Source organism: Ligilactobacillus ruminis ATCC 27782, from assembly GCF_000224985.1.
In the GTDB taxonomy this organism is placed as follows: Bacteria; Bacillota; Bacilli; order Lactobacillales; family Lactobacillaceae; genus Ligilactobacillus; species Ligilactobacillus ruminis.
This window is the reverse complement of sequence record NC_015975.1, coordinates 2,004,928-2,027,951: the sequence shown is the minus strand read 5'-3', so window position 1 is coordinate 2,027,951 and position 23,024 is coordinate 2,004,928. Positions and strand designations below refer to the sequence as shown.

The window sequence follows — 23,024 nt, the reverse complement described above, 5'->3', positions numbered from 1 at the left end:
CTGAAAAACTTCTTATAATAGCTATGTTGAACATAGAAGGGATGAGAAATTGTCAATGGAAAACAAGCAGGAACTGTTTGAAAAGGCACCTGTCTGGAAAGCCTACTTTATTATTTCGTTGCCGGTTGTCTTCAGCATGCTGGTGACTTTGATCTACAATATGGTCGATACGTTTTTTGTTTCCGGGACGCAAAATGCCGACCTGGTTGCGGGCGTGTCGCAATGCACGCCGCTTTTTACGCTGATGCTCGCTTTGGGCGACATCTTCGGCCTTGGCGGAAGCTCGATTATTTCGCGCCTTTTTGGTCAAAAAGATGATGCGACTGCCAAAAACGTCAGCGGATTTTGCTTTTATGCGGCAGTCATCAGCGGTCTGATTGTGACCGGATTGATGTTTTTGTTTCAGACTCCGATTTTGAAAATGCTCGGAGCAACGGATTCGACCGTAAAATATGCCTCGCAGTACTATTTCTTCATCGCATGGGGCGCACCGCTGATAATTTTGTCGCTTACGCCAAGCAACATAATCCGAACGGAAGGACTGGCGCTGCAGTCGATGATTGCAAGCGTTGCCGGAAGCATCGTCAATATTGCGTTGGATCCCTTGTTTATTTTTACGTTCAAAATGGGGGGGCTGGCGGTGCAGCGCTTGCAACGGTGATGGGCTACGTCTTAAGCGACGCTTTGCTGATTTATTATATTTAAAAAAAATCGACGAAGCTGACGGTATCCGTCAGGCACGTCAAAATCAAACGTCAGCTTGCGACAAGCGTCTTTTTGATCGGGATTCCGGCATCGCTGACGAATCTGATGCAAAGCTACAACATGACAATCATCAATCGCTACTTGATTGATTACGGTTCAAAGGCCGTAGCGGCAATGGGGATTGCGATCAAGGTCAATATGATCATTATGATGATCATGGTCGGTTTTGCTTTTGGCGCGCAGCCTCTGATCGGGTATTCGTATGGTGCCAAAGACAACAAACGCCTTCAAAAGATCATTCGCTTCGATCTGTTGGTCGAAGTCGGCTTTTCAGCGCTTGCCGCCGTTTTTATCATCATTTTTGCACCGCATCTGATCGGATCTTTCATGGATGATTCAGCCGTTGTCGCATATGGAACGGGGATGCTGCGCTGGTTTACTTTGACGACGCCGTTCTGCGGCATCGTGCTTGTCCTGACCACGTGCTTCATTGCCATGGGCAAGGCTGTTCCTTCGTTTGTGCTGTCCATCAGCAGACAGGGCGTGATTTTTACCGTCGTAATCTTGATTACGGCCGCATGCTTTGGTTATGACGGAATCATTTGCGCACAGCCCGTTGCTGACTTTTTGACTGCCGTAGTCGGAATCTTCATGTATGCCGCAGCCAGGAAGAGCGATCAAACTTTGAGAAAGGAAGATTGATTTGAGAGACCGCAAAACCGTTGTGTTCGATTATTTCGCCCGAAATTTTGACGGAGGCGGAACGGCGCTTGGTTCGACGTTGATGGCGATTGCGCAAGAAAGCAGCGGTTCGGTTGATGAATCGACCAGATTAAGAACTTTTTGGATCTTTTTGATTTTGACGATTCTGATGATTGCATCAGAGGTGATTTTGCTTCCGCACTTCAGAGGAAAGGAAAAAATATGAGAAAAATTGATTTTAAAAATCTATTGCTTGGAATTCTTTTGTTCTGTGCCGCACTCGCAATCGGAATCCTGCTGATTTTCAGACTGACGCATCGAGGCCACATCGGCATCGGTCCCGTAAGATTCGGCAAGCTTTTCATCATCATGTGCGCATTGCTGTTTGGTTCGATTTATTTTTTCAAAAGAATGTGAATTAAGGCCTCGTCCGATTTCAGTTGGGCGAGGCCTTTTTGATTAATGGGAATTCAATTTTGCTGCAGGCTGGTTTCCGGTTTTAACCATTGCACCGTGTTCGTCTTTTTGGACTTCCATATCGTGGATGCTGATGTAGCCGGCCTTTTGCAACATTCCGTCCTGAACGTTGTTTCCACTAAAGCTGAACAAGTCGAACTCTGTATATGATATTATCGTATGCAGGAATATGTTTTGTTTGGTGTATCGAAGAAAATAAAAGTAACGACATTGTATGTTACGAAAGTGATATATAGTGTCTTTATTTTTATGCTATAATGCGGATACGAATTTAACAAATCGAGATTTGTCTGTGAAAAGCCCGTGAATAAGCGGATGTTAATATGTATTGCTTGTGGCAACGGCTCTATTGAATATAGAATTGAGCTATCAAAAACAAGGAGGCAGAGATTATGCTAAATGAAAATATCAAAAGAATTAGAAAGTCAAAAGGGCTGTCGCAAGAAGAACTGGCAATTAAACTGAACGTAGTAAGACAGACAGTATCAAAATGGGAGAATGGTTTGTCAGTTCCAGATTCCAGTATGCTGATTATTTTGGCGAATGAACTGGATACTACTGTAAGTGAATTACTTGGAGAACCTGTAGTAGAACCTACTACCGATGATTTAAAGATTCTTTCTGAAAAATTAGAAGTTATTAATTTGCAGCTTGCAAAAAGAAGTATAACAAAGGTAAAAACGATTCGATGGATTCTTATTTCATTGTGTGCGGTTATAGTGGTAATATTTATCGCACTTGCATCTATGAATAGTTTTTATTTGAATTGGAATTACAATGATCCTGAGTTGGCAGTGGCAGGAACAATACTGCATGGGTTTGAATTCTTGTTTGTAAGACTCGCACCGATTGTTTTTTTGACTTCGGTGGTTGGAGTTGTGGTGACATATAAGAAAAGATAAATTCTAATTTGGGAGGTAATAGAATGATATTGTTGATACTCAAAATTTAATTATGAATAATGACTTATATGAATTTGAGACTTTTGTATATCGTATTAAAACACTAATCAAAGAGGCGCGCAATAATAATATAGAAGTTATTTATGTTAGACATGATGATGGTGTTGGACAGAAATTAACTAAAGGCGCATTAGGCTATGAAATATACGAAGAATTTCAACCAATGTCAAATGAGCGTGTTTTTGATAAAAATATAAACAGTGCTTTCAAAGATACGGGGTTGTTGGATTACCTACATGAAAAAGATGAAGATACAATCATTATTGTAGGGCTACAAACAGATTACTGCATAGATGCAACAGTGAAATGTGGTTTTGAGTATAGATTTAAAATGATTGTTCCAGCAAATACAAACAGTACGCATTGATAATGCGTATATGACAGCGGAAAAATCTTATAGATATTATAATCAGTTCATGTGGAATGGAAGATACGCAGAATGTATTTCATTTGAAAAAACTCTTGAATTGATGAATTAGATAAATTCCAGTTTGTAGAAAAGAGAATGGCGAAAGCTATTCTCTTTTTTCATGTTACAATTTATGCACTAATTATAATATCTGATTTAAAACGAATCAAGAAAAAAGAAGCGCTGAGTGCTTCAAAAGAGGCGATTCATCCCCCACTTAGAGAAGTGGGGGCATTCTCGCCCCTTTAGGGTAAAGGTGTTTGTCAATGCTCGTTTCACGTATCCAAAATTGAAGAAATGCCGGACAAAGTCAGTCGACTTGCGACATCCTTCGTTCGGCATTTCGTTTAATTCAAGAGGGAAACGGGACTTTTTTCCGAAGCCTCTTTTTTTATTATTTCCTCTTAAGCTTTTCCAACAGATTCTTCTTAAACCTGATCGACAGATCGTCGTTCGTGTTCAGCTTGTCAATCTTCTTTGGCGCAATTGCGTTCATCAGCCCCTCTGAAAGAGAAGCCGCATAATCGCCGTCTGAGAAGATGAAGACCGGGAAGTAGTAGGATTCAAAGACGATTTGCAATCTTTTGGCAGGGAAGTTGGTTTTGAGCGCCTTGATCGTATTTCTTGAAGATCCGAAAACGATTGAATACGGAACGAGCTGCTCATGAAGAATTTTGTCTTTGACCGGCTCAAGATTCATGCGGCGAATGTCTTCGAACGTCTTTTTCAGGCACAGGAGGCGATAGCGCGTGGCAATTCCGCTTGCGGTGTAGGTTTCGCGGTTGCGATAAAGCCTGGAAAGCAAAAAGCCGCAGAAGATGATCAGAATCACCAGCAAAATTGCGATCGAAAGCTTATCCAGGAACATACAGATGCAAGCGACCGCAAACGGAATGTTGGCGATGCACCAGATGATTGCGACGCGAGTGCGTTTTTCGCCTTGTTGGTCGTAATACCCTGTATTTTTCGCACGCTTGAGGATGTTTTCCGCCCATTTGTCAAATGCAGAGGACAACCGCAGACGCTGCTTGTCGTTTTGAGAAAAAGATTCAAGATCTTTCAGCGTGAATCGGCCTTTTTTGCCAACGCGCCCGAACAGCATTTTCAGCAGCTCATTTCCGTGCAGGATGCTTTTATCGACCAGCTTAACGTAGAAATCGTTTTTAGAGTTCGGGACGGTTTCGATCGTCACCTTCTTTTCGAAGGCAAGCTCAAGCAAGTATGCAGCAAATGCGCGTGGCGTCGGTTTGTCGTTTGTCAGGATGACTTCGGCAAATTCCGCAGGATACTTAGGGAGATCATACGAGTACTCAAGATCAGGCATGGCAATTTTTTGCTTGATCGGGTGCTTGATCAAGTAAATGAACCACAAGAAGATGCTGAAGATGACCGTTCCGAGCCAGACAAAGCGAATCAGACGATAGGTACTCTGTTTCTTTTCGCGTTGTTGGACCGACCTTTCAAGTTTTTTATCTTCAATTGCTTCAATTTGTTCTTTTGAGTGCTGTTTGACGATTTTTTTATTTTTTGACGTAACTGTTTCGGGAAACAGCAGGTGACATCTTAAACTTTGGTGTGCGGGGTTTTGTTTGAGCGAAACATCGACTTTGCCCTTGCTGAAGCTGACGTTTGTTTTGGCCGTGTCAAGATTTCCGTGATTCCAAATGCGCAAAAATCTGACGTTTTTTTGTGGCAAAACAAAGTGAATGCCGACGTTTCGCTGCGGAACTGTCAAATTGTTGCTGATCACGCGCCAGTTGACTTCGGCACAATCTTTGTAATTCGTGACGAAACCGCGTAGCTTGTATACGTACGTGAATTTTAGCGGATCGGTACCGTAGTTTCCGTAGGTGGTGATTTCGCTGTTTTTATTGGTCTGCTTTGTTTCAAACGTGTTCTTCTTATGAGAAGTTCCCTGCTTTAGCCGAATTTTTTTTGATCCGGAGACGACGGAAACGCTGACCGCATAAACGTCGTCGATTCCGCTGATGCTTTGAGGAAGCGTCAGTTGATGGGCTTTTTTAGAGAGGTTGTATGTAATTTCATGCGTAACTTTTGCATCGCCGTTTTTCAAGATGTTGACGGTGACGTCGTATTTGCCAATGTCATCTTTGGCTGAAGCATGAGCAACGGCCGGCACGAGGAAGAAAAAGGCTGCAAAAAACAGGCAAAAAAGCCAGGTTAGTTTCTTTCGTTTCATGAGAATCGCTCCTTCTTAGTCGTATTTTGCCATATCTTTGTTATCATTTTGGGCGTGCAGTGTGAATTTTTTGAAAAATGCAGTAAAATAGGCCGTTTGGGAATTTTAACGTTGTATAAAAAAGCCCGGATGAAATTTGCAATTGGTTGCAAAGCATCCGAGCTTTTGTTTGAGTCAGATTTTTTTCCAGCCTCTTTTTATTTGGAGACCTCGTCTGCCGTGACATTTTACTTCTTCTGAATCAGCCGTTCATTGCGGTCATTTCCACCGTACACCCTCTGTGCATGCAGCTTGTCAAATATCCGCTGCAGGGCATCATTTTGCTCCTTGTCAATTTTTTCCTCAATCTTCTGAATCATCTTGCTGTATTCACCTGCAGTTTCAAGGCTTACACCACTCTGGGAGTTTTCTATGTCGCTGGCATAGAAAATCGGCTCTGCCGGATTGTCACCGGCCTTTATGCCCTGCGAATTCTTTTCATTGAAGTTGTTGATCAAGGCCGTCTTCATGTCCTGTATCTGAGAGACATCCCTGTAATCGTGAATTCCCTGATATTTTTTTGACATCAAGTCAAGCTGTGCAAGGAAGTTGTATTTCTTGTCATACTGAAAGTGCATTGACTCCAGAGTATCAATGGCAAAGAATGTTCCGTTTGGCGAAATGTGCGGACTGCTCGTTTCGGCAATATGCTGATACAGAGCATTGAACTCACCGTATGTAGCGTTTGTCGGGTCAATGTCATTCAGATGGACGATTTCGCTGTACTTTTCACCGTAATCGTTGATTCCGTAAATGGCCACCGTTGGATCTTCATCGGTCGAGTCAGCAGTATAGTTGGCAACGCCCTGCTGGATATAGTATCTGCCGTTACCGGCATTCTTCGAGCCTCCCGAATACCACAGATCAATTCCGTATTTGTCCATTTTTATCGGAACGGGTGGTTCTCCGACAAAGGCCGTTCCGAAGACGCCTTCGTCAAGCAGCACCGGCTGTCGATTGTCACTTTTTGTTTCCTGAACCTGGAATTTTGATGCAGACGGCGTCTTGTTGAAGGTAACATATCTGCTTGAAGAGGTCGGGTTTACTGATGAGACTGACATGTTATTTTCCTCCTTTCAAGGGATAGTCAAATGTATATGATGCGCTGGTTTCATTGAATGGAAAGTTATCCGAAGTATATGTCACTTTAAAGACATGCTTTCCCGGAGTCAGACCGGATTTGTTGCTTAAGTGAAAGAAGTCCCTGAATCCGGTGACGATGTTTCCATTGAAGAAATAAGGCTGACTTACGGCTCTTCTGACTATTCTGCCGTCAAGATATGCCGTCGGCTGCCCGTATCCCATGACCTGAACTGCCATGTAGAGATAACCCGGCCAAAGTGACGAGTCGCCTTCTCCCACACCGTCCCTGTCCCAGGTTCCCGGCCCGAGAATCGTTACGTCGGAAACCGGAGGAGCGCTGCTGGCTTCTGCTGAGTCGTCAGGAGTCAGATAAAATAAGAATGATATGAATGACAATGCCAAAACCAATCGAGAAGTTGTTTTTTTCACGATGCGATACCTCCAATCTTCAGTTACGTTCAATATATACTGGAAAAATGAAGAAAATGTTTCGATTTGGATAAAAACTTAAGCATATAATGGTTATCCTATTATTATAATCATGGAAATGTCCTTTTGATGAAAATCAATCAAGAAATAAAAGCCGTTAAATCAAGCTTTTTGGACTCGCAAGAAGCGCAAGCGAATTTTAATTTAAGATTTTTCTAATTTTATTATTGATTTTTAATTACGATCATGGTAAAGTAAAAGACATCAAATACGAAACGAGGTAAGAAAAAATGAAAAATGCCATGCGACTTCACAAAGAATTAAACGTCGTCATTATTCGCGTCATTATTATTTAGGTGATGCGGATATTTGTGATTGTCCGCATCGCCTGAACAATGGATGCGGACGGCATGGCAAATGTTTTCTTACGAAAGCGGCTGGCTGTTCGATTGAACGGTCGGCCGCTTTTCTGTTTTATAAAGAAAAAATGGCTTTTGAGCATTTGATGAGGGTATCAGACATTGAGGAGGAATTTTTATGGAAAAAAAGGGTAATCACACGGCGGCCAAGGCTTCAACGGCATCGATTCTGTCCGTTGCGATGGTTTTGTTTGCATCCCATGCGGGCGGAGGCTTTGCGACGGGCAATCAGGAGAACACGTATTTTGTCTGTTCGGGTTGGGCCGGTCTGTTGTCGCTTGCTTTGTCGATGGCCATCTTGACCGGAATCATCGCGATTGCCATGAGGTTATACAACAAATATGATCTGCATTCATACAAGGAATTATTTGAGAAGCTGTATCATCCGTTTGACAAATTGGAGCTTGTTTTTGAACTTTTCTTTTACGTCATGGTTATCATGGCCGTATCGGTTGCGATTGCCGGTGCAGCCAGCGCGTTGGGGCAGTACTTTGGTTGGAATTACTATGTCTGCATCGTTTTGGTCGGTCTGCTGGTCTTCTTTGCGACGATTTTTGGCGAACGAGCCGTTCAATTAATCAGTACTTATATGGGAACCGCAATCATGCTCTGCATTTTCGTTGCATACGGCTACGGGATCTTGAAGGCCGGAAACGTCGGTCATCTTTTCTCGGTGCGTTTCCAAAATGAAGGCTTTTCGGAACTTCCAAAGGCAATCTGGAATGCTTTTGTTTATGCCGGCTTCCAATGCGTGCAGATTCCGACGATGCTGGCCTGCGGGGCAATTTTTAAAGGCAAGAACAATAACGCTGAAGGCAAATCAATGTTTGCGTCGTTTTTCATGAATACTTTCGGTTTGGGAATGGCGGGTTTTCATGCTTCTTTGCTGGGAAAATACGTTCACGAAGACGCCGAACGGATCGACTCTGCCAACGCTTACGGTTTTGCAGACTATGAAGGTCAACTGGCTTTTGGTCGTTTACGGCGTGATCCTGCTCTTATGTCTGGTCTCTTCTGCCATCACTTTGACGTTTGCCTTCGTCGATCGTTTTGAAAACAGCAAGGTTGTCGACAAGGTGCCGACGCTGTTTGAAAAACGCTGCGTTTTGTCGGCATTCATCATCATTTTGTCGGTGGTCATCTCTTTGGGAGGATTGACGAACATCATCAAGTACGGTTACGGCTACATGGGTTATCTTGCTATCTTCTTGATTATCATCCCGTTGCTGACGGTCGGGGTCCGCAAGATTCGCAAAGGCTGAGGTTCATTTTAAATGCAGGGCTTTTCTGCAGCTTTCGTTTCATATGGAAATACAGTTTGCGATTCAGCAGCCAAGTTGATGATTTCATTTTATTTTAAGCTTTATTATTGATTTTTAATTTAAGCGGTGATAAAGTTAGAGACATCAAATACGAAACGAGGTAAGAAGACATGAAAAACGTCATGCAGTTCCACAACGCAGCAGATATTATCATTATTCGCATTATTATTTAGGTGATGCGGATAGTTTTGATATTGTCCGCATCGCCTAAGCAGCAGATGCGGACAGCATGGCAAATGTTTTCTTACGAAAGCGGCTGGCTGTTCGATTGAACGGTCGGTCGCTTTTTTGAGTTTAATAGGTATTTGATAAGGCATGGGTGATTAAAGTGAATGAATATACAGGCAATAAATTTGATTATGTCTTTTCGAAAGATGGTGATCGAACATGAATGATAAAAATACTAAAATTATCAGTTCTTCACAATTCATCAACAATTTTGGCACGGCGATGACAAGAATATCTCTTGTTATTTTGATTTCAACGTGGTTCAGCAATCCCATTTACATAGGATTATACTCATTCTTTTTATTTGTTCCAGGGATTGTTTTTGCAAGTCCGATTGGATCATTAGTAGATAATTGTCGAAATTTAAAAAGATTGTTGGTAGAAACGCTTGTACTTTCATTATTATCTGTTTTGGCAATACTCTTTATTTTTTGCATCAATCTTCGAAGCTTTCCTTTGTTGGTGTTGTTGGCCATTTTATATAGCGTATTATGTGATTTTTATACTCCAATTATTAGCAAAATTACAATGATAATCTTTGATAAAAGAGAATATATGAAGATTAACGCAGATATTTCAACAGCTATGACAAGTGCTAATCTTTTTTCAGGGGTTTTGGTGACCGTATTATTGGGGTTGATCAATTTTAAGGGAGTTTTTGAGATTGATATTTTATCGTATGTTATCGTCACTAGTCTTATTTTATTTTTGGAAGTTCCTGACAATGACAAATTTTCAAGTAAAAATAAAGAGAATAGAAATGTGTTGGTCTCCGGGTTTGACAAGGCGTATCTCTTTATAAGAGAAAATAAATATTTAATCTCGCCTTTGATAGGCGCTGTTATCTTTAATATAATTTTAGCACCGTTAGATGTCTATCTTACTCAAATAGCGACAATTAATGCTGATAATAGAGGGATTGTAGGTATTTTAGATTCTTTGTTTTCATTCGGATTTTTGATTTCGTCTATAGGCTATAGATTTTTGTCATTCAGAATAAGGATACATCAATTTATTTCGCTGTCATTGCTGCAGGTTCCTCTTGCTATTTTATTAATGGGTAGCACCAGATCGTTGATGATTTCTGCGTTTGGACTAATAATCTTGGGTGCGTCAATTCCTTTATACAATATTTCTTTGAAAACCGTTTTTCAAAATAAAATTCCTGAAGATGATTTTGGCGCAATATCTAATTGTTTATACGCTTTGATAAATTTGAGCCAGCCAATCGGTTTGCTTGGAGTTCCAACGTTTATTTCTTTTTGTGGTATTCAGAAATATTCTATAACTGTTTTCATTATATATATTTCTTTGGGAATATCTTTAATAATTGCGAATAAGATTTCAACGGAATTGGATGTGTAATTATGAAAATTAATATCATGTCTCCTAATGAAATGGTATAAAGAATACTAATTGAGGAATACAATATTTAACGTTGCGCTACATTTAATGTATAAATGATCAGATATTATTATATATGTGAGAGAAAACACTCAGAATCATTGTAAAATTACGGAAAAATAAATTTTATTATTGATTTTTAATTTAAACAGTGGTAAAGTTAGAAATATCAAATACGAAACGAGGTAAGAAGACATGAAAAACGTCATGCAGTTCCACAACGCAGCAGATATTATCATTATTCGCATTATTATTTAGGTGATGCGGATGGTTTTGATATTGTCCGCATCGCCTAAGCAGCAGATGCGGACGGCATGGCAAATGTTTTCTTACGAAAGCGGCTGGCTGTTCGATTGAACGGTCGGTCGCTTTTTTGAGTTTAAGGGGGTGGTTTTATGGAAAGCGACATTAGCGGCATTAAACCGGAAATTGAAGTGATTGACACATAGGTTAAAACATGAGGAGATTGAATTATGGAAAATACGACAAACTTATCACTGCCAAAGGAAAAATTGGAACGCGATCCGGTCAAGACGGTAATCTTGGCTTCGATGATGGGCACGGCAATTGAATTTTTTGATTTTTATGCATACGGGACTGCTTCAGCGGCATATTTTCCGTCCGTTTTCTTTCCGCAGACAACGCCGTTATTGGCAACCTTGCTGAGTCTTTTGACGTTTGGCGTCGCTTTTGTCGCGCGTCCGTTCGGGTCGTTTTTATTCGGACACTTCGGCGATAGATTGGGAAGAAAGAAAACGTTGGTCGTTTCGCTGCTGGTAATGGGGGTTGCCACAGTTTCCATCGGATTCATTCCGGGGTATGGCAGCATCGGCGTTTGGGGCGCGCTGCTGCTTTGCCTTTGCCGCTTCGTTCAAGGCATCGGTCTTGGCGGCGAATGGTCAGGTGCTGTTTTGGTCGCAACCGAAAACGCTCCGGAAGACAAGCGGGCTTTGTACGGAGCCTTTCCTGAAGTCGGCGCACCGATCGGATTCTTCATTTGCAACGGTTTGTTCTTCGTTTTGGAAAACGTTTTGACTCCGGCTCAAATGCAGAGCTTTGGCTGGCGCATTCCGTTCTGGGCATCAGCCGTGCTCGTCTTCATCGGTCTTTACGTTCGTCGTCGCCTGCAGGAAACGCCATTGTTCAAGCTGGCACAAGAACGCGATAACACGACGCGTTCACCGCTTCGAGAAGTCTTCAAGTCCAACTGGAAGGAAATCATCAAAGGAACGTTCTTGATGGGTGCGACATACGCAATGTTCTTCACTCTGACGACATGGTCTTTGTCATATGCAACAATGGCGCTCGGCTTCAGCCATTCTGAATTTTTATTGTTATTGATGGGCGCAATCGTTGAATTTGCCGTTTTGATCATGGCAACGTCGGTTCTTGCCGACAAGATCGGCAGAAAGAAAGTTTTGATGACGGCCTCCGTTTTGCTCGTAGTCTTTTCTTTGGTCTTTCCGTTTTTCCTTGAAGGCAAGCACAATATGGTCGGCATGCTGTTGTTCCTCGGCGTCGGCTTTGTAATCATGGGAACTTTGTACGGACCGGTCGGCGCGGTCCTGCCTGAACTGTTCCCGACAAAGGTGCGCTATTCCGGTGCAGGAATCACGTACAACCTGGCAGCCGTTGTCGGTGCCGCCGTTGCTCCGACGATCACGACATGGCTGATCGCGCAATACGGTTTGCATTCTGCCGGCCTGTACATGTTTGTGTTGGCGCTCGTTTCCGTTGTTGCATGGGCATTGACGCCGGAAACGAAGGACGTCGATTATACGAAATAGAAGTTAAAAAGTTTTTGAAAAAACTCTTTCTCAAATTAAAAACCCGGATTACTTGCAATCAATTGTACTATGTCCTGTCAAGTATACAGTTCAAATATAAAATTTTAACTAACAAGATACGGCTTGATTGCGGAACTGTTCTGCGGTCAGGCCGTTTTTTGACGCATAGGCACGTTTCCTGTTGAAATAGTCTATTGCTCCCTGAACTAATGTTTCAAGCTCTTCAAGGTTGGCAGGCCGCGGATGATGATCCATCCAGATGTGCTTGAAATCGTTCCACCAGCGTTCCATAGGTGAATTCTCCCATGGATGCCCGGGATGAGACATACTGTGAACACATTTATTCTCTGTCAGATAATTATTGAAATCCATTGAACAGTATGCTGCTCCGCGGTCCGTATGAACCATCGGATGGGCGTCCGGCTCATATTCAAACGCCCGCTTAAAGGTGTCGATTACAGCCGACGATGTCTCTGTTTCCGAAATGTTGTAACTTAATGCATAACGGCCGTATAAGTCCAGAACAACATGCACTCTTGCCTTGTGACCGGAGTTGCCGTACTTGATTTCAGTAGTGTCAGTAACCCAGACTTCATTTTTTCCTTTCCTGTCGAACTGTCCCTTCAACAGGTTGTCATTGATGTATTCTTCGTGTCTCTTGATACGGTTGCGTTTCTTTCTTCTCACGTTGGATGTGATTCCGTTGCTTCTCATACAGTTGGTGACGCGCTTGATGCCGGCCTTGAAGTACAGCCTGTTTTCCGAGGCAAGCTGCGTGGTCATTCCCAGATATCCCAGAGTACCCTTGTGTTCCTTCTCCAGATCCATAATTGCTGAAAGAAGGTCTGACTGTTCCTGTTGCTTATTACTTGTTCCACGCTTGAGCCACTTATAGTATGCATCTCTGGTTATACCGACTGTTCTGCACAGTTCACTGATTGACCAGCCGTATTCCTCGTTCAGTTCCCTGATGGTCTTCTGCCTAATTCCTTTTTCGCCTCCCTGTTGCTTATTTCGACTAATTTTTTTGCGACGGCTATCTCCATTTCATGCTGATGAAGTCTGGCCTCGAGAAGTTTGTTTTCCCTCTTCAACCGGTCCATTTCAGTGAGTTCTGATTCCGGTTTGGCCTTTCCCCTGCGGTCACGCAGCGATTCCGGATTGTTGCCGCTTCCGGTGTACTTCCGATACCATCCGTAGACCTGATTATAGCTGACATTGTAATGTTCAGCCGCCCAGTTGTAGTCAACATCGTGTCTTATCAGCTGTTCAATGATTTCCAGCCGTTCGTCAAAAGTTGTCTTTCTGCCCTTCATTCCTGAATCTCGCTTTCCGGATCTGTGATCCTCTAAGATAGATTCATTGATACCCCATAATCCATTGACTCAGCTGGGTACGGCCTCTCAGCCCGTGGCTGATGGCGAACTCTTCAAGCTTCTCATCTGACTTCTGATATTCTTCAACCAGTGATGCCTTGGATTCTCTGGAATATGTATTATTTGAATGTGTGGGTTCCAGGCCCTGAATACCCTGATACTTATAGATGAGCTTCCAGGTTCTGATGGTATGGTCTGATATGGAATACAGCCTTGATGTTCTGGTGATTCCCAATGTTTCTGCTTCATGAATGATCATCAGCTTAAAAGCAGCAGAATATTTCGATTTTTTTCCCATATGAAAATGCCCTCCAAGCATACAGCAAATTTTCTTTTTTACCTGTATACTTAAAGGACATTATAACCAATTGCAAATAATCCGGGTTTTTGCATATGCATGACAATCACCTTCAATTATGAGAATAAAACAAAACAGCTTGGCGCGCTGCTTTGAAAGTCGTGCGCGCGAACTTGGACTTTTCAATCAGAATCATGTTTTCATCCGGGCTCTTGGTTTTAGGTGCAGTTTTTTTTCAAATATCAAATTTTGGCCATTTTCTCGGGTTTCCGACCGATCCTCGAAGATTCAGCCGACTGTTGCAAGTGATGCAAAACGGCATTTTGCGCGTGCCGGAGAAACGCCGGCAATTTTGGCAATATCACGAATGCTGGCCATTTGACTTGTTTCCGTCCGCAATCATTTTGACTGGCAGGATAAAACGCTGGAACAAACCGAGACACTCATGCATGATTTTCGGATACTCGTCTGGATCGATTTTTTGTCCCTGATATGTGAGAAAGTCGAATTTTTCGCCGCCTTTTTCAACGCTGTAGTATCCCGAATGAAGAAAATCGTTGCGTTGATAGAACTTCTGTCTCCTGATTCTCTGCTCGTTGTTTTCAGCCTGATCGTCGGGGCGTTCAGCACTGAGTCCGATGACAAGTCCGGCGTAGCGCTCGGTCAAAAGACTGATCAGTTTGCTGCCGTATCCGTGCGAGCGTTTGGTATCATCGATGGCAAGGAAGAAGACGTACGCCAGGGAGTCATTTTTCAGCGTATAAATGAAGCCGACCCACTCGTCGTCATCATATAAGCTGCAAAATTCGGCGATCCTGCGCTGCGTTTTTTTCTTCAAGAGCCAGAAAGGCAAGCGCTCGACAGCTGGAAAAGCCCTCAGGTACAATGCTTTGATTTTCTTCCAGTCTTTGGAATCTTTTTTTGTTTCAATCAGTTTTACTGTCATTTGTTTTCTCCTAGATTTACCTTAACCATATCAGAATTCCGTTTTTTTGTAAAATGCAGATTCTGCTCAATCAGCATGCCAAGACGTGATTACGGACAAAAAGCCGATTCTTGAGATATGCCCGTAAATGCCTGTCCACGATTACGTACAACGTCCCTTTTGGAGCTTTGATACATGGAAATGAAAACAGACTTGTTTCCATCATGGAAAGCGATTGTCATGCATATAAAAAAACCAAATGATTGCAAATCATCCGGTTTTTCAAATTGAGGCATTTTCTTCAGCCTCTTCTTGTCTGCTTGTCAGCAAATATTTTACCAAATATGAATGCGTTTTTCCGGTTCAAGCCACATGCCGTCTCCTTCATGAACGTCAAAGACATCATAGAATTCTTGAAGATTCTTAGGCTGAACGTTTGCGCGCAAAACATTCGGAGCATGCACGTCGATTGCAAGAAGCAATTTTTGGCACTCAAGCGACGACTTCATGCACCAGATGCGAGCCCAGTTGAGGAAGAATCCTTTGATATCAGGATTTTCTTCGCCCTTGGCTGCTTCGAGTGCACAACTCAATCCGCCGGCATCAGCGATGTTTTCGGAAACGACGAGCTTGCCGTTGCATTTGCCTGCTTCCGTTTCCAGACCGTCAAATTCTTCGATCATTTCTTGTGCCAGGCCTTCAAAATGTTTCAGATCTTCATCTGTCCACCAGTTGGAAAGATTTCCGAATTCGTCAAATTGAGAACCGTTGTTGTCAAAGGCGTGCGAAATTTCATGTGCGATTACGGCACCGATGCCGCCGTAGTTTTCGCTTGCGGTCTGTTTCAGACTGTAGAACGGAGCCTGAAGGATGGCTGCAGGGAAGACGATGATGTTAAACGACGGATTATAGTATGCGTTTACTTGATGAGCCGGCATTTCCCAACGCGTCCGATCGACCGGCTTTCCGTAACGATCAAAGTTGTCCGCAATTTGAATGCGCCTGAATTCAATGGCATTGTCGAGCAGATTCTTTGTTTCGTCAACGAGATACTTTTCGTAGAGCGGATCAAGCTCATCCGGATAGCCGACGTTGATGCCGAGCGCATCGAGTTTGGCCACGGCTTTTTTGGCTGTTTCCTTGCTGAGCCAGTCGTTTGTTTCAAGACGTTTTTTATAAACGGCAACCATTTTTTCAACCATATGCTGAACGTCTGCCTTGGCATCAGGTCCGAAATATTTGTGTGCGTAGTAAAGACCGACGACTTGGTCGTAGCGTGCCGTTGCAAGATGATATGCGGCTTTTTCAGGTTTCATTGCTTCCTTTGCACCGGAAAGCGCGCGTGAGAACGTGCCGCCGAGGACGCGAACGTCATCGCTCAAGAAACCTGTCGAATCCATCAGCGTATGTACGAAGATCCAGCTTCTCAATTGTTCAAACGTGTCGTCGTTGACGATCCTGTCTGCTGCTTCATAGAATTTTGGTTCTGTAACGACGATCTTGTCGGGCGTCGTCTTGACGATTTTCTTTGCGACGGCGCCAAAGTCGATTGTAGTCGAAAGCTTGGAGAAGTCTTCAAACGAATACGGATTGTAAACTTTGACGTAATCGGCACGTTCTGTGCTGTCTTTTTGGAACGGTGCGATCAAGCGATCGTACTCGATGGCTTCGCTGATTGTTTTCTTGGCAAATTCAGCATCGTATCCGGCTTTTTCAAAAAGCTTTTCAAGCATGTCTGATAAGACCGAAAGCAAGGCTGCACCTTGTTCGTTGCCTTCTTCATAGTATGTCTTGTCCGGCAAAAACAATGGCGTCACGTCTGCGTACAAAGCATATTCCTGCGTATTCTTCATATCCGGGTCAACGAAGAAGCTGAACGGATTTGCCGCGTCGATCAGCGCAAAATCAAGCCACTTGTCTTGCCAGTCTTGTAAATCTTTGATGGCCAAAACCGCATCGAGGTATTTTTTTGCCGGTTCAAATCCTTCGGCATTGCGAGTTTCAAAGTCTGATGCCAGCTTGTAGTACTTGAGGAATTCTTTTAAATTCTTGTCATCGGGAACGTTTTTTCCTTCAAGCATTTCGCCCAAGTCATTCATTAAAATTTTTTCAATGTTGAGATCCAGTTCGGAAAAGCCTCCAGCTGTTGGACGATCGGCTGGGATAACGGCTGTTTTCAGCCATTCGCCGTTGACGGCTTGATAGAGATCGTCTTTTAAGAGACTTTCATTGACCTTGTTTTTTTCACCCATATAAGAAACCCCCTAGATAGATTTAATCAAATACAGTTTTAATTTAAGCACAATTTTGGTTTAAAGTACATAATTCTGCTTGCGATTTTGGCATCAGAATCTCTTAAAGAAGTTTCAGCCGTGGATTTTCCCAAAGTTTGAAAATTAGTATGCGGGTGTTTTTTACCTATGGTATACTTACCTATAGATAGCGTAAATTAGCGCTATTTAATCATTACTTCATAATCAGGGGGATTCTAAATGAAATTTTCCGCACAAACTGCTGAGCAAGCGATCGAAAAAGGCTTGAAGGAACTTGGAAAGACTCGTGAAGAAGTCGAAATCGTCATTGTCAGCGAAGGCAAAAAAGGATTTTTAGGTATTTTTGGAGGAAAGCCGGCTGAGGTCGAAATTACGCCTAAGGAAACGGAACGTGTTGAAGAAAAAGCTGAGACCGTAGCTGAACCAGAGCCGTCCGATGAAAAAAAAGAGGCAGAATCGGAACAAGAAGTCGAACAGGCATTGCGCGAGGTGGGCTCATATCTGGCTGAAGTTACGAAAGAAATGGGCGTTGAAACTAAAATCGAAGTTACGGTCGAGCGCCGCGACGTTTTTTATAATTTCAGCGCCAATCAGGAAGGACTTTTGATTGGCAAGCACGGCAAAACGCTGAATTCATTGCAATTATTGGCGCAAAACTATTTTGACAAGCTGAGTTTCAAGCGTTTGAACATTATTCTTGACGTGGCAGATTATCGTGAACGTCGGACTGAAACGTTGAAATATCTGGCCAAAAAGGTCGCTTATGATGCCATTTCGCAGCGACGACGCATGCAGCTTGATCCGATGCCGGCATACGAAAGAAAGGTCATTCATTCGGCGCTTGCCGACAATTCAAAGGTCAAAACCTATTCAAGGGGTGCTGAACCGAGACGATACGTGGTCATCGAGCCGGCAAGATCAAGAAGATAATCAAAATAAGGTTGATTTGGGGAAAAGAGGGGAAGATGCTAAAGCATAAGCCGTCACACTTGGAAGATGAGTTGTGTTTTGCAGTTTATTCGACGCAGAAGCTGTATAATCGTTTTTATTCAATCGTATTGAAAAGATACGGACTTACATATGTACAATATGCGACAATGCTTGTTTTGTGGGAAGAGCGGCGTCTGATGATGGTCAAGGAGCTTGGTGAAAGGCTGAAGCTTGATTCCGGGACCTTGACGCCGCTGCTTAATCGTCTGGAAAAGCAAGGCTGGGTCGTTCGAAACAGAAATCTTGAAGACGGACGGTGCGTGATGGTCGAACTGACGCCAAAAGCGCTAAGTCTTGAACATGACGTCAAGCATCACATTCAGGATTGCGTTCTTCCGATTGAGATGACTGAAAGCGAGTATCGTGAATGCGTCAACGTTCTTTATGAAATTTCCGATAAGCTGGAATTCATCAATGGGTATCTTTTGGGAAAAGAAGAATAAAGAGGATGGAAAAAAGTCCCGTTTCTTACTTGAAATACCGAACGAAGGAGGTCGATTTTCGATTGAATTTGTCCGGCATTTTTTAAATACAATGCTGCACAACTGATCTAGGCAAAATCTCATGCAAATTTTACGGACAAAAGCTGCTTTTCGGAGCATTTGTCCGTAATCGCTATTTTTCGGGCAGGCCGTTTACGGAAAAATTTCCCATTTTCATCGATGTGTCCGTAAACGAAAGTGTTTTCGCCAAATGCAGAGTCTGCCAAATCAGCGCGCACAAGCTCTCGGTCAAATTTACCGCCAGCCTCTTTTGGGATATTTCCATCATGGAGGCGATTGTCGTGCATACGCAAAAAAACCGGATCAGATTTGCAATTGAATGCAAGTCATCCGGTTTTTCAATTTGAGGCATGGTTTTTCCCGGCCTCTTTTTATAGGGGATTGGTTATGAATCCTGCAAACCGAAAATTTCAATCCGGCCGGACTTCAGCAACTTCTTAAGAGCAGCGTTGCCTGGAATCAAAAAACTGGTTTGCAAAAGATCGAGCCTCTTTTTAACGAGCAGGCAATCAGTTTTAAAATCCGGAAGAAACTCGATCTCGATAAGTTATTTCTGTTTTTAGGGTAGTCGCCTGCTCGAAACCGTCTGCTGAGTTCAGAGACGATCTGGTTCAAGGCGTTTTTGCCGCCTCGTATCGGGAACGTGGCGCAAAACACCTTACGATGCATATTGTATCTTTGAAATCTAAACAATCTCGTAAGCAAAGTTCAAAATTAAATTAAGATTCCAGATCTTCTGCAAAGTATTTTGAAAGAAAAGCATAAATTCCGTCTTCGTTGTTTGACTTCGTAACGACGTCCGCCTGTTCCAGGACGTGTCTCGGACTGTTGGCCATTGCCACTCCATGTCCGCTTTCGATCAGCATCGGCAAATCGTTTTCGCCGTTGCCGAATGCGATCGTATTTTGCGGTTTGATGCCGTATTTTTGTGCCACGTCCTTTAATGCGGCTGCTTTTGAGCGCCCCGAAGGAATCAGTTCGATGTTGTGTTCGTTTGATGATGAAAGGCAAAGAGAGGGCGCATCCTTTAAAAATTCTTTTGCGCCTGCCAGAACCGACAAGTCGTTCGCACACAAAATACCGTTTGTGATGAACGTATTCAGGCGATCCAGGTCAGCCTTCGATTTGATTTTTTTAAATTTCGTCTTGGATGCAAGGTTCATGAAAGCCTGCAACATCCCGCCCATGCCATAGGCTGTGTCAGTTGAAAACAGTCGCAGCTGAAGTTTGGGATAAATCTTGCAGGCTTCAAAAATTGCCGAAACGGCTTCATCTTTCAATCTGTTTTTGACGATCTCGTTTCCGAGAGTATAAACGCTGCCGTTGGCGGCGATTGTTCCGATATTTTTGCCGAGCATTTCAGAATATGATCTGGCAGAAGAAAGCAAACGGCCGGAAGCAATGTAGAAAAGATGACCCTTTTTTTGGAGGCTTGAAACGATGTCGATTGTTTTTTTTGAGATGCGCATGTCGTCATTCAGCAAAGTTCCGTCAATATCAAATAAAATAAGATGTTTTTCCACGATTATTTCCCCTTGTCTAAGGCATTTTTCAACTTAATTTTAGCTTATTTCCTTAATGAAATACAGTGCTGAATCAGAAAATGAAAAACATGGCTGAGCAATCCGAAATTTATTGTAGGCAATTATTGACAGAATCGAAAAAACCGAGGATTTGTCCGTAACGGGGGACAGGCATCTACGGGCAAACCTCAATAATCGACGTTTTTCCCGTAACCCGCAACGGAGCAGAAGGTCGGCTATCTTGCGGCATCATGGCATTTTGAAAAGCAAGGATATCTGCGATCATGTTTTGGTTCAAGCTCTGCATTTTATAAAATTGTCAAAAAAGTTGACAAAATAGCGAGAAAAGTTACAATTAACGTAAGCAACACTTGAAAGGAAAAAGGACAACAGTGGATAAATTAAAAATGGGCGACAACCTTCGTATCGGAATCGGTGACATGAGCAAAATGACGGGCGTTTCTTCGCGTCAGTTGCGTTACTGGGAACAAAAGGGGTACATCAAGGCGATGAATGAAGAAGAAGGGGGCGCAAGAAAATACGGTCTTGGATCGATGTACAAGATTTTTGCAATCAAGCATTTTTTGGATGAGGGGTATACTTTGGCAAAAGCAGTCGAAAAGGCCGAGCTGCATCGCAAAGAGGGAATTTTGCTGCATCGCGTCTTTCGAACGCTCATCAAGGGCATCGAACTGACGGATGAAACCGAGATCAAAGGCCGCGTTGATTTGGGGACTGCCGATTCGTACCACGTCTACGGGGTCGTGGACGAAAAGGGCACTCGAATTGAGCTTGAAAAAGAATAGCTTTGTGAGAAGGATGTTGAGTCGCTTGCTTTTTGACAAGGGAATCAGCGTCTTTTATTTTTTGCGCTGGGAAATTCCTTTTTAATTTTTAAATAATATTGCTTGTCTTTTTATATTATACGCCATATAATATAGTTGTAGATAAGATATTGCGTTTTAAAAGGAGGGTGCGTGATGGAAATCAAAGTGACGGCGGATTTGCTCGACGGACTGGTGCTGGCGCTGCTTGACAAGCAGGATTACTACGGATACGCATTGACGCAGGATATGCAAACGGCGATTTCAATTTCTGAATCGACGATGTATCCGGTATTGCGTCGGTTGCAGAAAAATAATTATCTGACGACTTATGATCAGCCGTATCATGGACGAAATCGGCGCTATTATCAGATTACGCCTGAAGGTCGGACGCATTTGGAAAGGATTCGCAAGATGTGGGGAGATTTCAAAACAAGTCTGGACTCTGTATTTTACAAAGCGGATATTGTCGTAAGCCACGGTGATTTAAACGATGCAAAGGGGAATGAACATGGATAAGGAGAACTATTTGACGGAGCTCGAAGAGTATTTGGATGCTCTGACAGCGGATGAAAAAGCGGACGTAATTGAATTTTACAATGAATATATTGATGATGCGGGACTTGAAACGACGGACGAGATCGAAAAGCGTCTGGGGACTCCGCGTCAGTTGAGTCGCAAGGTTTTGGCGGACTATTCAATCAAGGTAACGGACATTGAATCGCATCGAAGCAAGAAAAGCAAAGCTTCCGTTCGTTCAAACGGCAAAATGATCTGGATGATTTTGCTGGCATTGCTGGCATCGCCTGCCGCCATCGTGCTCGGAATCGTGTTGTTTGCGATTCTTGCCTGCGTAGTTGCTGTCTTTGGCGCCTGCATGGTTGCCGCGCTGGCAGTTTTGTGCACATTCTTCATTTTGATGATTGCTTCGCTTTATGTCGGCATCGTGATGCTGTTCAGCAGTTTCACGACGGGTCTTTTCTATCTCGGGTGCGGTCTGATGGGACTTGGCGCCGTTTTGATCGGCTTTCCGCTTTTGTACTGGATCTTTCGCGCCATCATTCAAGGAATCGCAAATTTTGCAAAGTTCTTATATAAAAAAATTTACAAGAATCGTCGCCAAGGGGGGAATGAGAAATGAAAAAACTTTTTAAAGCAGGTTGGATCGTTCTTTTGATCGGTGCCGTGATGACGGCGATCGGAGTTGCCAAGGACGGTGCCAAATCGATCGAGTTCATGGGGATCAAGCCGGTCGAACTTAAGGAAGACAAGAAAATTACCAAAAAATATGACGTCAAGGAAGCAAAGAACCTGGTCATGGCTTTAGATAAGAAGGCCGACGGTTCAAACAGCGATTACAGTTCAATCGTCAACGTCGAAGTTCGTCAAGGGAATGATTTTTCTGCCAAATACAGCGGATCGAAAAACCTGGCGCCCGTAATCAAAAATGAAGGCGATGCGCTCAAAATTTATGCTGGCAAAAAGTCCGGAAATTATCGCAGGGTGGTTTTTGACTTCGATGGTTTTCGCAGTAGCACCGACTGGACGAGCCGCTTGGTCATTACGGTGCCTCGCGATTACAAGTTCAGCAGCGTTGAAAATGACGGGATGAACGGTGATTTGACGCTCAGCGGACTCAAGGCCGAAAATCTCAAGCTTCACATGTACGACGTTTCGGACATAATGCTCAACAACATTGAAGCAGACAAAGTCGACATCGACGTTTCAAGTGATCTTAAAGTTAATTCATCAAAGCTCAGTTATGGTATGATCAAAGTGGATGAAGGCGATCTCAACCTGTTCGACAGCGAGGTCAACAGCATCGGATTCGAATTGAACGACGGGGATTTCTCCACCAGCAATACCGTTATGGAGAAGAGTTCGGTCAAGTCAAATGACGGGGACATTTCAGCGATCAACGCAACAATCAAGGGAAGATGCCAGTTCATTTCGCAAGACGGCGATATCAATGTCACAAACGCCCAGGCGGACGGGTACGTTTCAACGACAAGCTCTGGAGACAATCTTTTACACGCAAAGAATGGTGAGGCAACGACGCTTGAAGAAAATCCGAATGCAGCGAACATATTAGTGTTAATGAATTCAGACGGTGACAACTCCGTTAAATGAAGATTTGGGTTTATTT

The 23,024-nt window shown here is 43.2% G+C and carries 23 protein-coding genes and 2 pseudogenes; 16 read left to right on the top strand and 9 right to left on the bottom strand.

Going from position 1 to position 23,024, the window contains the following annotated elements:
- Positions 1–55 precede the first annotated feature (55 nt).
- The 3 genes and pseudogenes from LRC_RS10025 (at position 56) to LRC_RS10015 (ending at position 1,824) form a co-directional block, all read left to right on the top strand.
- A pseudogene (locus LRC_RS10025) lies at positions 56–1,407 on the top strand (MATE family efflux transporter).
- 1 nt (position 1,408) lies between these two features.
- Positions 1,409–1,633, top strand: coding sequence for an adhesin (locus tag LRC_RS10020; protein ID WP_241531307.1), 225 nt, complete (start codon positions 1,409–1,411; stop codon positions 1,631–1,633).
- Positions 1,630–1,824: a hypothetical protein gene (locus tag LRC_RS10015; RefSeq protein WP_014074299.1), complete on the top strand. Its 195-nt coding sequence runs from the start codon at positions 1,630–1,632 to the stop codon at positions 1,822–1,824. The genes LRC_RS10020 and LRC_RS10015 overlap by 4 nt, the downstream gene beginning before the upstream one ends.
- A 42-nt stretch (positions 1,825–1,866) precedes the next feature.
- On the opposite strand, the gene LRC_RS11625 is transcribed toward LRC_RS10015, so the two are convergent.
- On the bottom strand, positions 1,867–2,016 hold the full coding sequence (locus LRC_RS11625; RefSeq protein ID WP_167317004.1) for a hypothetical protein: 150 nt from the start codon (positions 2,014–2,016) through the stop codon (positions 1,867–1,869).
- 260 nt (positions 2,017–2,276) lie between these two features.
- Between LRC_RS11625 and LRC_RS10010 the strand changes: the two genes are divergently transcribed.
- The 3 genes from LRC_RS10010 to LRC_RS11620 all read left to right on the top strand — a co-directional run bounded on the left by LRC_RS10010 (position 2,277) and on the right by LRC_RS11620 (position 3,504).
- Complete coding sequence (locus LRC_RS10010; RefSeq protein ID WP_014074298.1) at positions 2,277–2,786, top strand: helix-turn-helix domain-containing protein; 510 nt, start codon at positions 2,277–2,279, stop codon at positions 2,784–2,786.
- A 52-nt stretch (positions 2,787–2,838) separates the two neighbouring features.
- Entirely contained in the window at positions 2,839–3,213 is a 375-nt protein-coding gene (locus tag LRC_RS10005; protein ID WP_235806938.1) for an isochorismatase family protein, read from the top strand.
- Positions 3,214–3,351: 138 nt separating this feature from the next.
- Positions 3,352–3,504: a hypothetical protein gene (locus LRC_RS11620; RefSeq protein WP_167317017.1), complete on the top strand. Its 153-nt coding sequence runs from the start codon at positions 3,352–3,354 to the stop codon at positions 3,502–3,504.
- Positions 3,505–3,649: 145 nt separating this feature from the next.
- Here the strand turns inward: LRC_RS11620 and LRC_RS10000 are convergent, their stop codons facing one another.
- The 3 genes from LRC_RS10000 to LRC_RS09990 all read right to left on the bottom strand — a co-directional run bounded on the left by LRC_RS10000 (position 3,650) and on the right by LRC_RS09990 (position 7,006).
- Entirely contained in the window at positions 3,650–5,455 is a 1,806-nt protein-coding gene (locus LRC_RS10000; RefSeq protein WP_014074297.1) for a DUF2207 domain-containing protein, read from the bottom strand.
- A 227-nt stretch (positions 5,456–5,682) separates the two neighbouring features.
- Positions 5,683–6,555 carry a hypothetical protein gene (locus tag LRC_RS09995; protein WP_014074296.1) on the bottom strand — a complete coding sequence of 291 codons (873 nt, stop codon included), beginning with the start codon at positions 6,553–6,555 and terminating at the stop codon, positions 5,683–5,685.
- Between the two features lies 1 nt (position 6,556).
- A complete protein-coding gene (locus tag LRC_RS09990; RefSeq protein ID WP_014074295.1) occupies positions 6,557–7,006 on the bottom strand; it encodes a hypothetical protein in 450 nt (149 codons plus the stop codon).
- Between the two features lie 537 nt (positions 7,007–7,543).
- On the opposite strand from LRC_RS09990, the gene LRC_RS09985 reads away from it, so the two are divergent.
- The 4 genes from LRC_RS09985 (at position 7,544) to LRC_RS09975 (ending at position 12,166) form a co-directional block, all read left to right on the top strand.
- Positions 7,544–8,479, top strand: coding sequence for a sodium:solute symporter family transporter (locus LRC_RS09985; protein ID WP_258414337.1), 936 nt, complete (start codon positions 7,544–7,546; stop codon positions 8,477–8,479).
- Positions 8,451–8,687 (top strand): hypothetical protein, encoded by a 237-nt coding sequence (locus LRC_RS12125; protein ID WP_258414335.1) that lies wholly within the window; start codon positions 8,451–8,453, stop codon positions 8,685–8,687. The genes LRC_RS09985 and LRC_RS12125 overlap by 29 nt, the downstream gene beginning before the upstream one ends.
- A gap of 447 nt (positions 8,688–9,134) precedes the next feature.
- Positions 9,135–10,340, top strand: a complete 1,206-nt coding sequence (locus tag LRC_RS09980; protein WP_014074294.1) for an MFS transporter — start codon at positions 9,135–9,137, stop codon at positions 10,338–10,340.
- A 512-nt stretch (positions 10,341–10,852) separates the two neighbouring features.
- Positions 10,853–12,166 (top strand): MFS transporter, encoded by a 1,314-nt coding sequence (locus LRC_RS09975; protein ID WP_014074293.1) that lies wholly within the window; start codon positions 10,853–10,855, stop codon positions 12,164–12,166.
- A gap of 108 nt (positions 12,167–12,274) precedes the next feature.
- Here the strand turns inward: LRC_RS09975 and LRC_RS09970 are convergent, their stop codons facing one another.
- From LRC_RS09970 to LRC_RS09950, 4 genes and pseudogenes are all read right to left on the bottom strand, one after another.
- Entirely contained in the window at positions 12,275–13,096 is an 822-nt protein-coding gene (locus LRC_RS09970; protein WP_014074292.1) for an IS3 family transposase, read from the bottom strand.
- A gap of 29 nt (positions 13,097–13,125) precedes the next feature.
- Positions 13,126–13,840, bottom strand: a pseudogene (locus tag LRC_RS09965) (helix-turn-helix domain-containing protein).
- 361 nt (positions 13,841–14,201) lie between these two features.
- Positions 14,202–14,786 carry a GNAT family N-acetyltransferase gene (locus tag LRC_RS09960; RefSeq protein ID WP_014074291.1) on the bottom strand — a complete coding sequence of 195 codons (585 nt, stop codon included), beginning with the start codon at positions 14,784–14,786 and terminating at the stop codon, positions 14,202–14,204.
- Between the two features lie 314 nt (positions 14,787–15,100).
- Positions 15,101–17,017, bottom strand: a complete 1,917-nt coding sequence (locus LRC_RS09950) for a M13 family metallopeptidase (RefSeq protein ID WP_014074290.1) — start codon at positions 17,015–17,017, stop codon at positions 15,101–15,103.
- Positions 17,018–17,257: 240 nt separating this feature from the next.
- Between LRC_RS09950 and jag the strand changes: the two genes are divergently transcribed.
- Together jag and LRC_RS09940 are read left to right on the top strand one after the other, a co-directional pair.
- Positions 17,258–17,968 carry an RNA-binding cell elongation regulator Jag/EloR gene (gene jag, locus LRC_RS09945; protein WP_014074289.1) on the top strand — a complete coding sequence of 237 codons (711 nt, stop codon included), beginning with the start codon at positions 17,258–17,260 and terminating at the stop codon, positions 17,966–17,968.
- A 35-nt stretch (positions 17,969–18,003) separates the two neighbouring features.
- The gene (locus LRC_RS09940; RefSeq protein WP_014074288.1) at positions 18,004–18,471 is read left to right on the top strand and encodes a MarR family winged helix-turn-helix transcriptional regulator; all 468 of its coding nucleotides are present in this window, start codon (positions 18,004–18,006) and stop codon (positions 18,469–18,471) included.
- Positions 18,472–19,250: 779 nt separating this feature from the next.
- Here LRC_RS09940 and LRC_RS09930 read toward each other — a convergent pair.
- On the bottom strand, positions 19,251–20,054 hold the full coding sequence (locus tag LRC_RS09930; protein WP_014074286.1) for an HAD family hydrolase: 804 nt from the start codon (positions 20,052–20,054) through the stop codon (positions 19,251–19,253).
- A gap of 392 nt (positions 20,055–20,446) precedes the next feature.
- On the opposite strand from LRC_RS09930, the gene LRC_RS09925 reads away from it, so the two are divergent.
- From LRC_RS09925 to LRC_RS09910, 4 genes are all read left to right on the top strand, one after another.
- Positions 20,447–20,860 (top strand): MerR family transcriptional regulator, encoded by a 414-nt coding sequence (locus LRC_RS09925; RefSeq protein ID WP_014074285.1) that lies wholly within the window; start codon positions 20,447–20,449, stop codon positions 20,858–20,860.
- Between the two features lie 174 nt (positions 20,861–21,034).
- Positions 21,035–21,397, top strand: coding sequence for a PadR family transcriptional regulator (locus LRC_RS09920; protein ID WP_014074284.1), 363 nt, complete (start codon positions 21,035–21,037; stop codon positions 21,395–21,397).
- Complete coding sequence (locus LRC_RS09915) at positions 21,390–22,019, top strand: DUF1700 domain-containing protein (RefSeq protein ID WP_014074283.1); 630 nt, start codon at positions 21,390–21,392, stop codon at positions 22,017–22,019. The genes LRC_RS09920 and LRC_RS09915 overlap by 8 nt, the downstream gene beginning before the upstream one ends.
- A complete protein-coding gene (locus LRC_RS09910; protein ID WP_014074282.1) occupies positions 22,016–23,008 on the top strand; it encodes a DUF4097 family beta strand repeat-containing protein in 993 nt (330 codons plus the stop codon). The genes LRC_RS09915 and LRC_RS09910 overlap by 4 nt, the downstream gene beginning before the upstream one ends.
- The last annotated feature ends 16 nt before the right edge of the window (positions 23,009–23,024 follow it).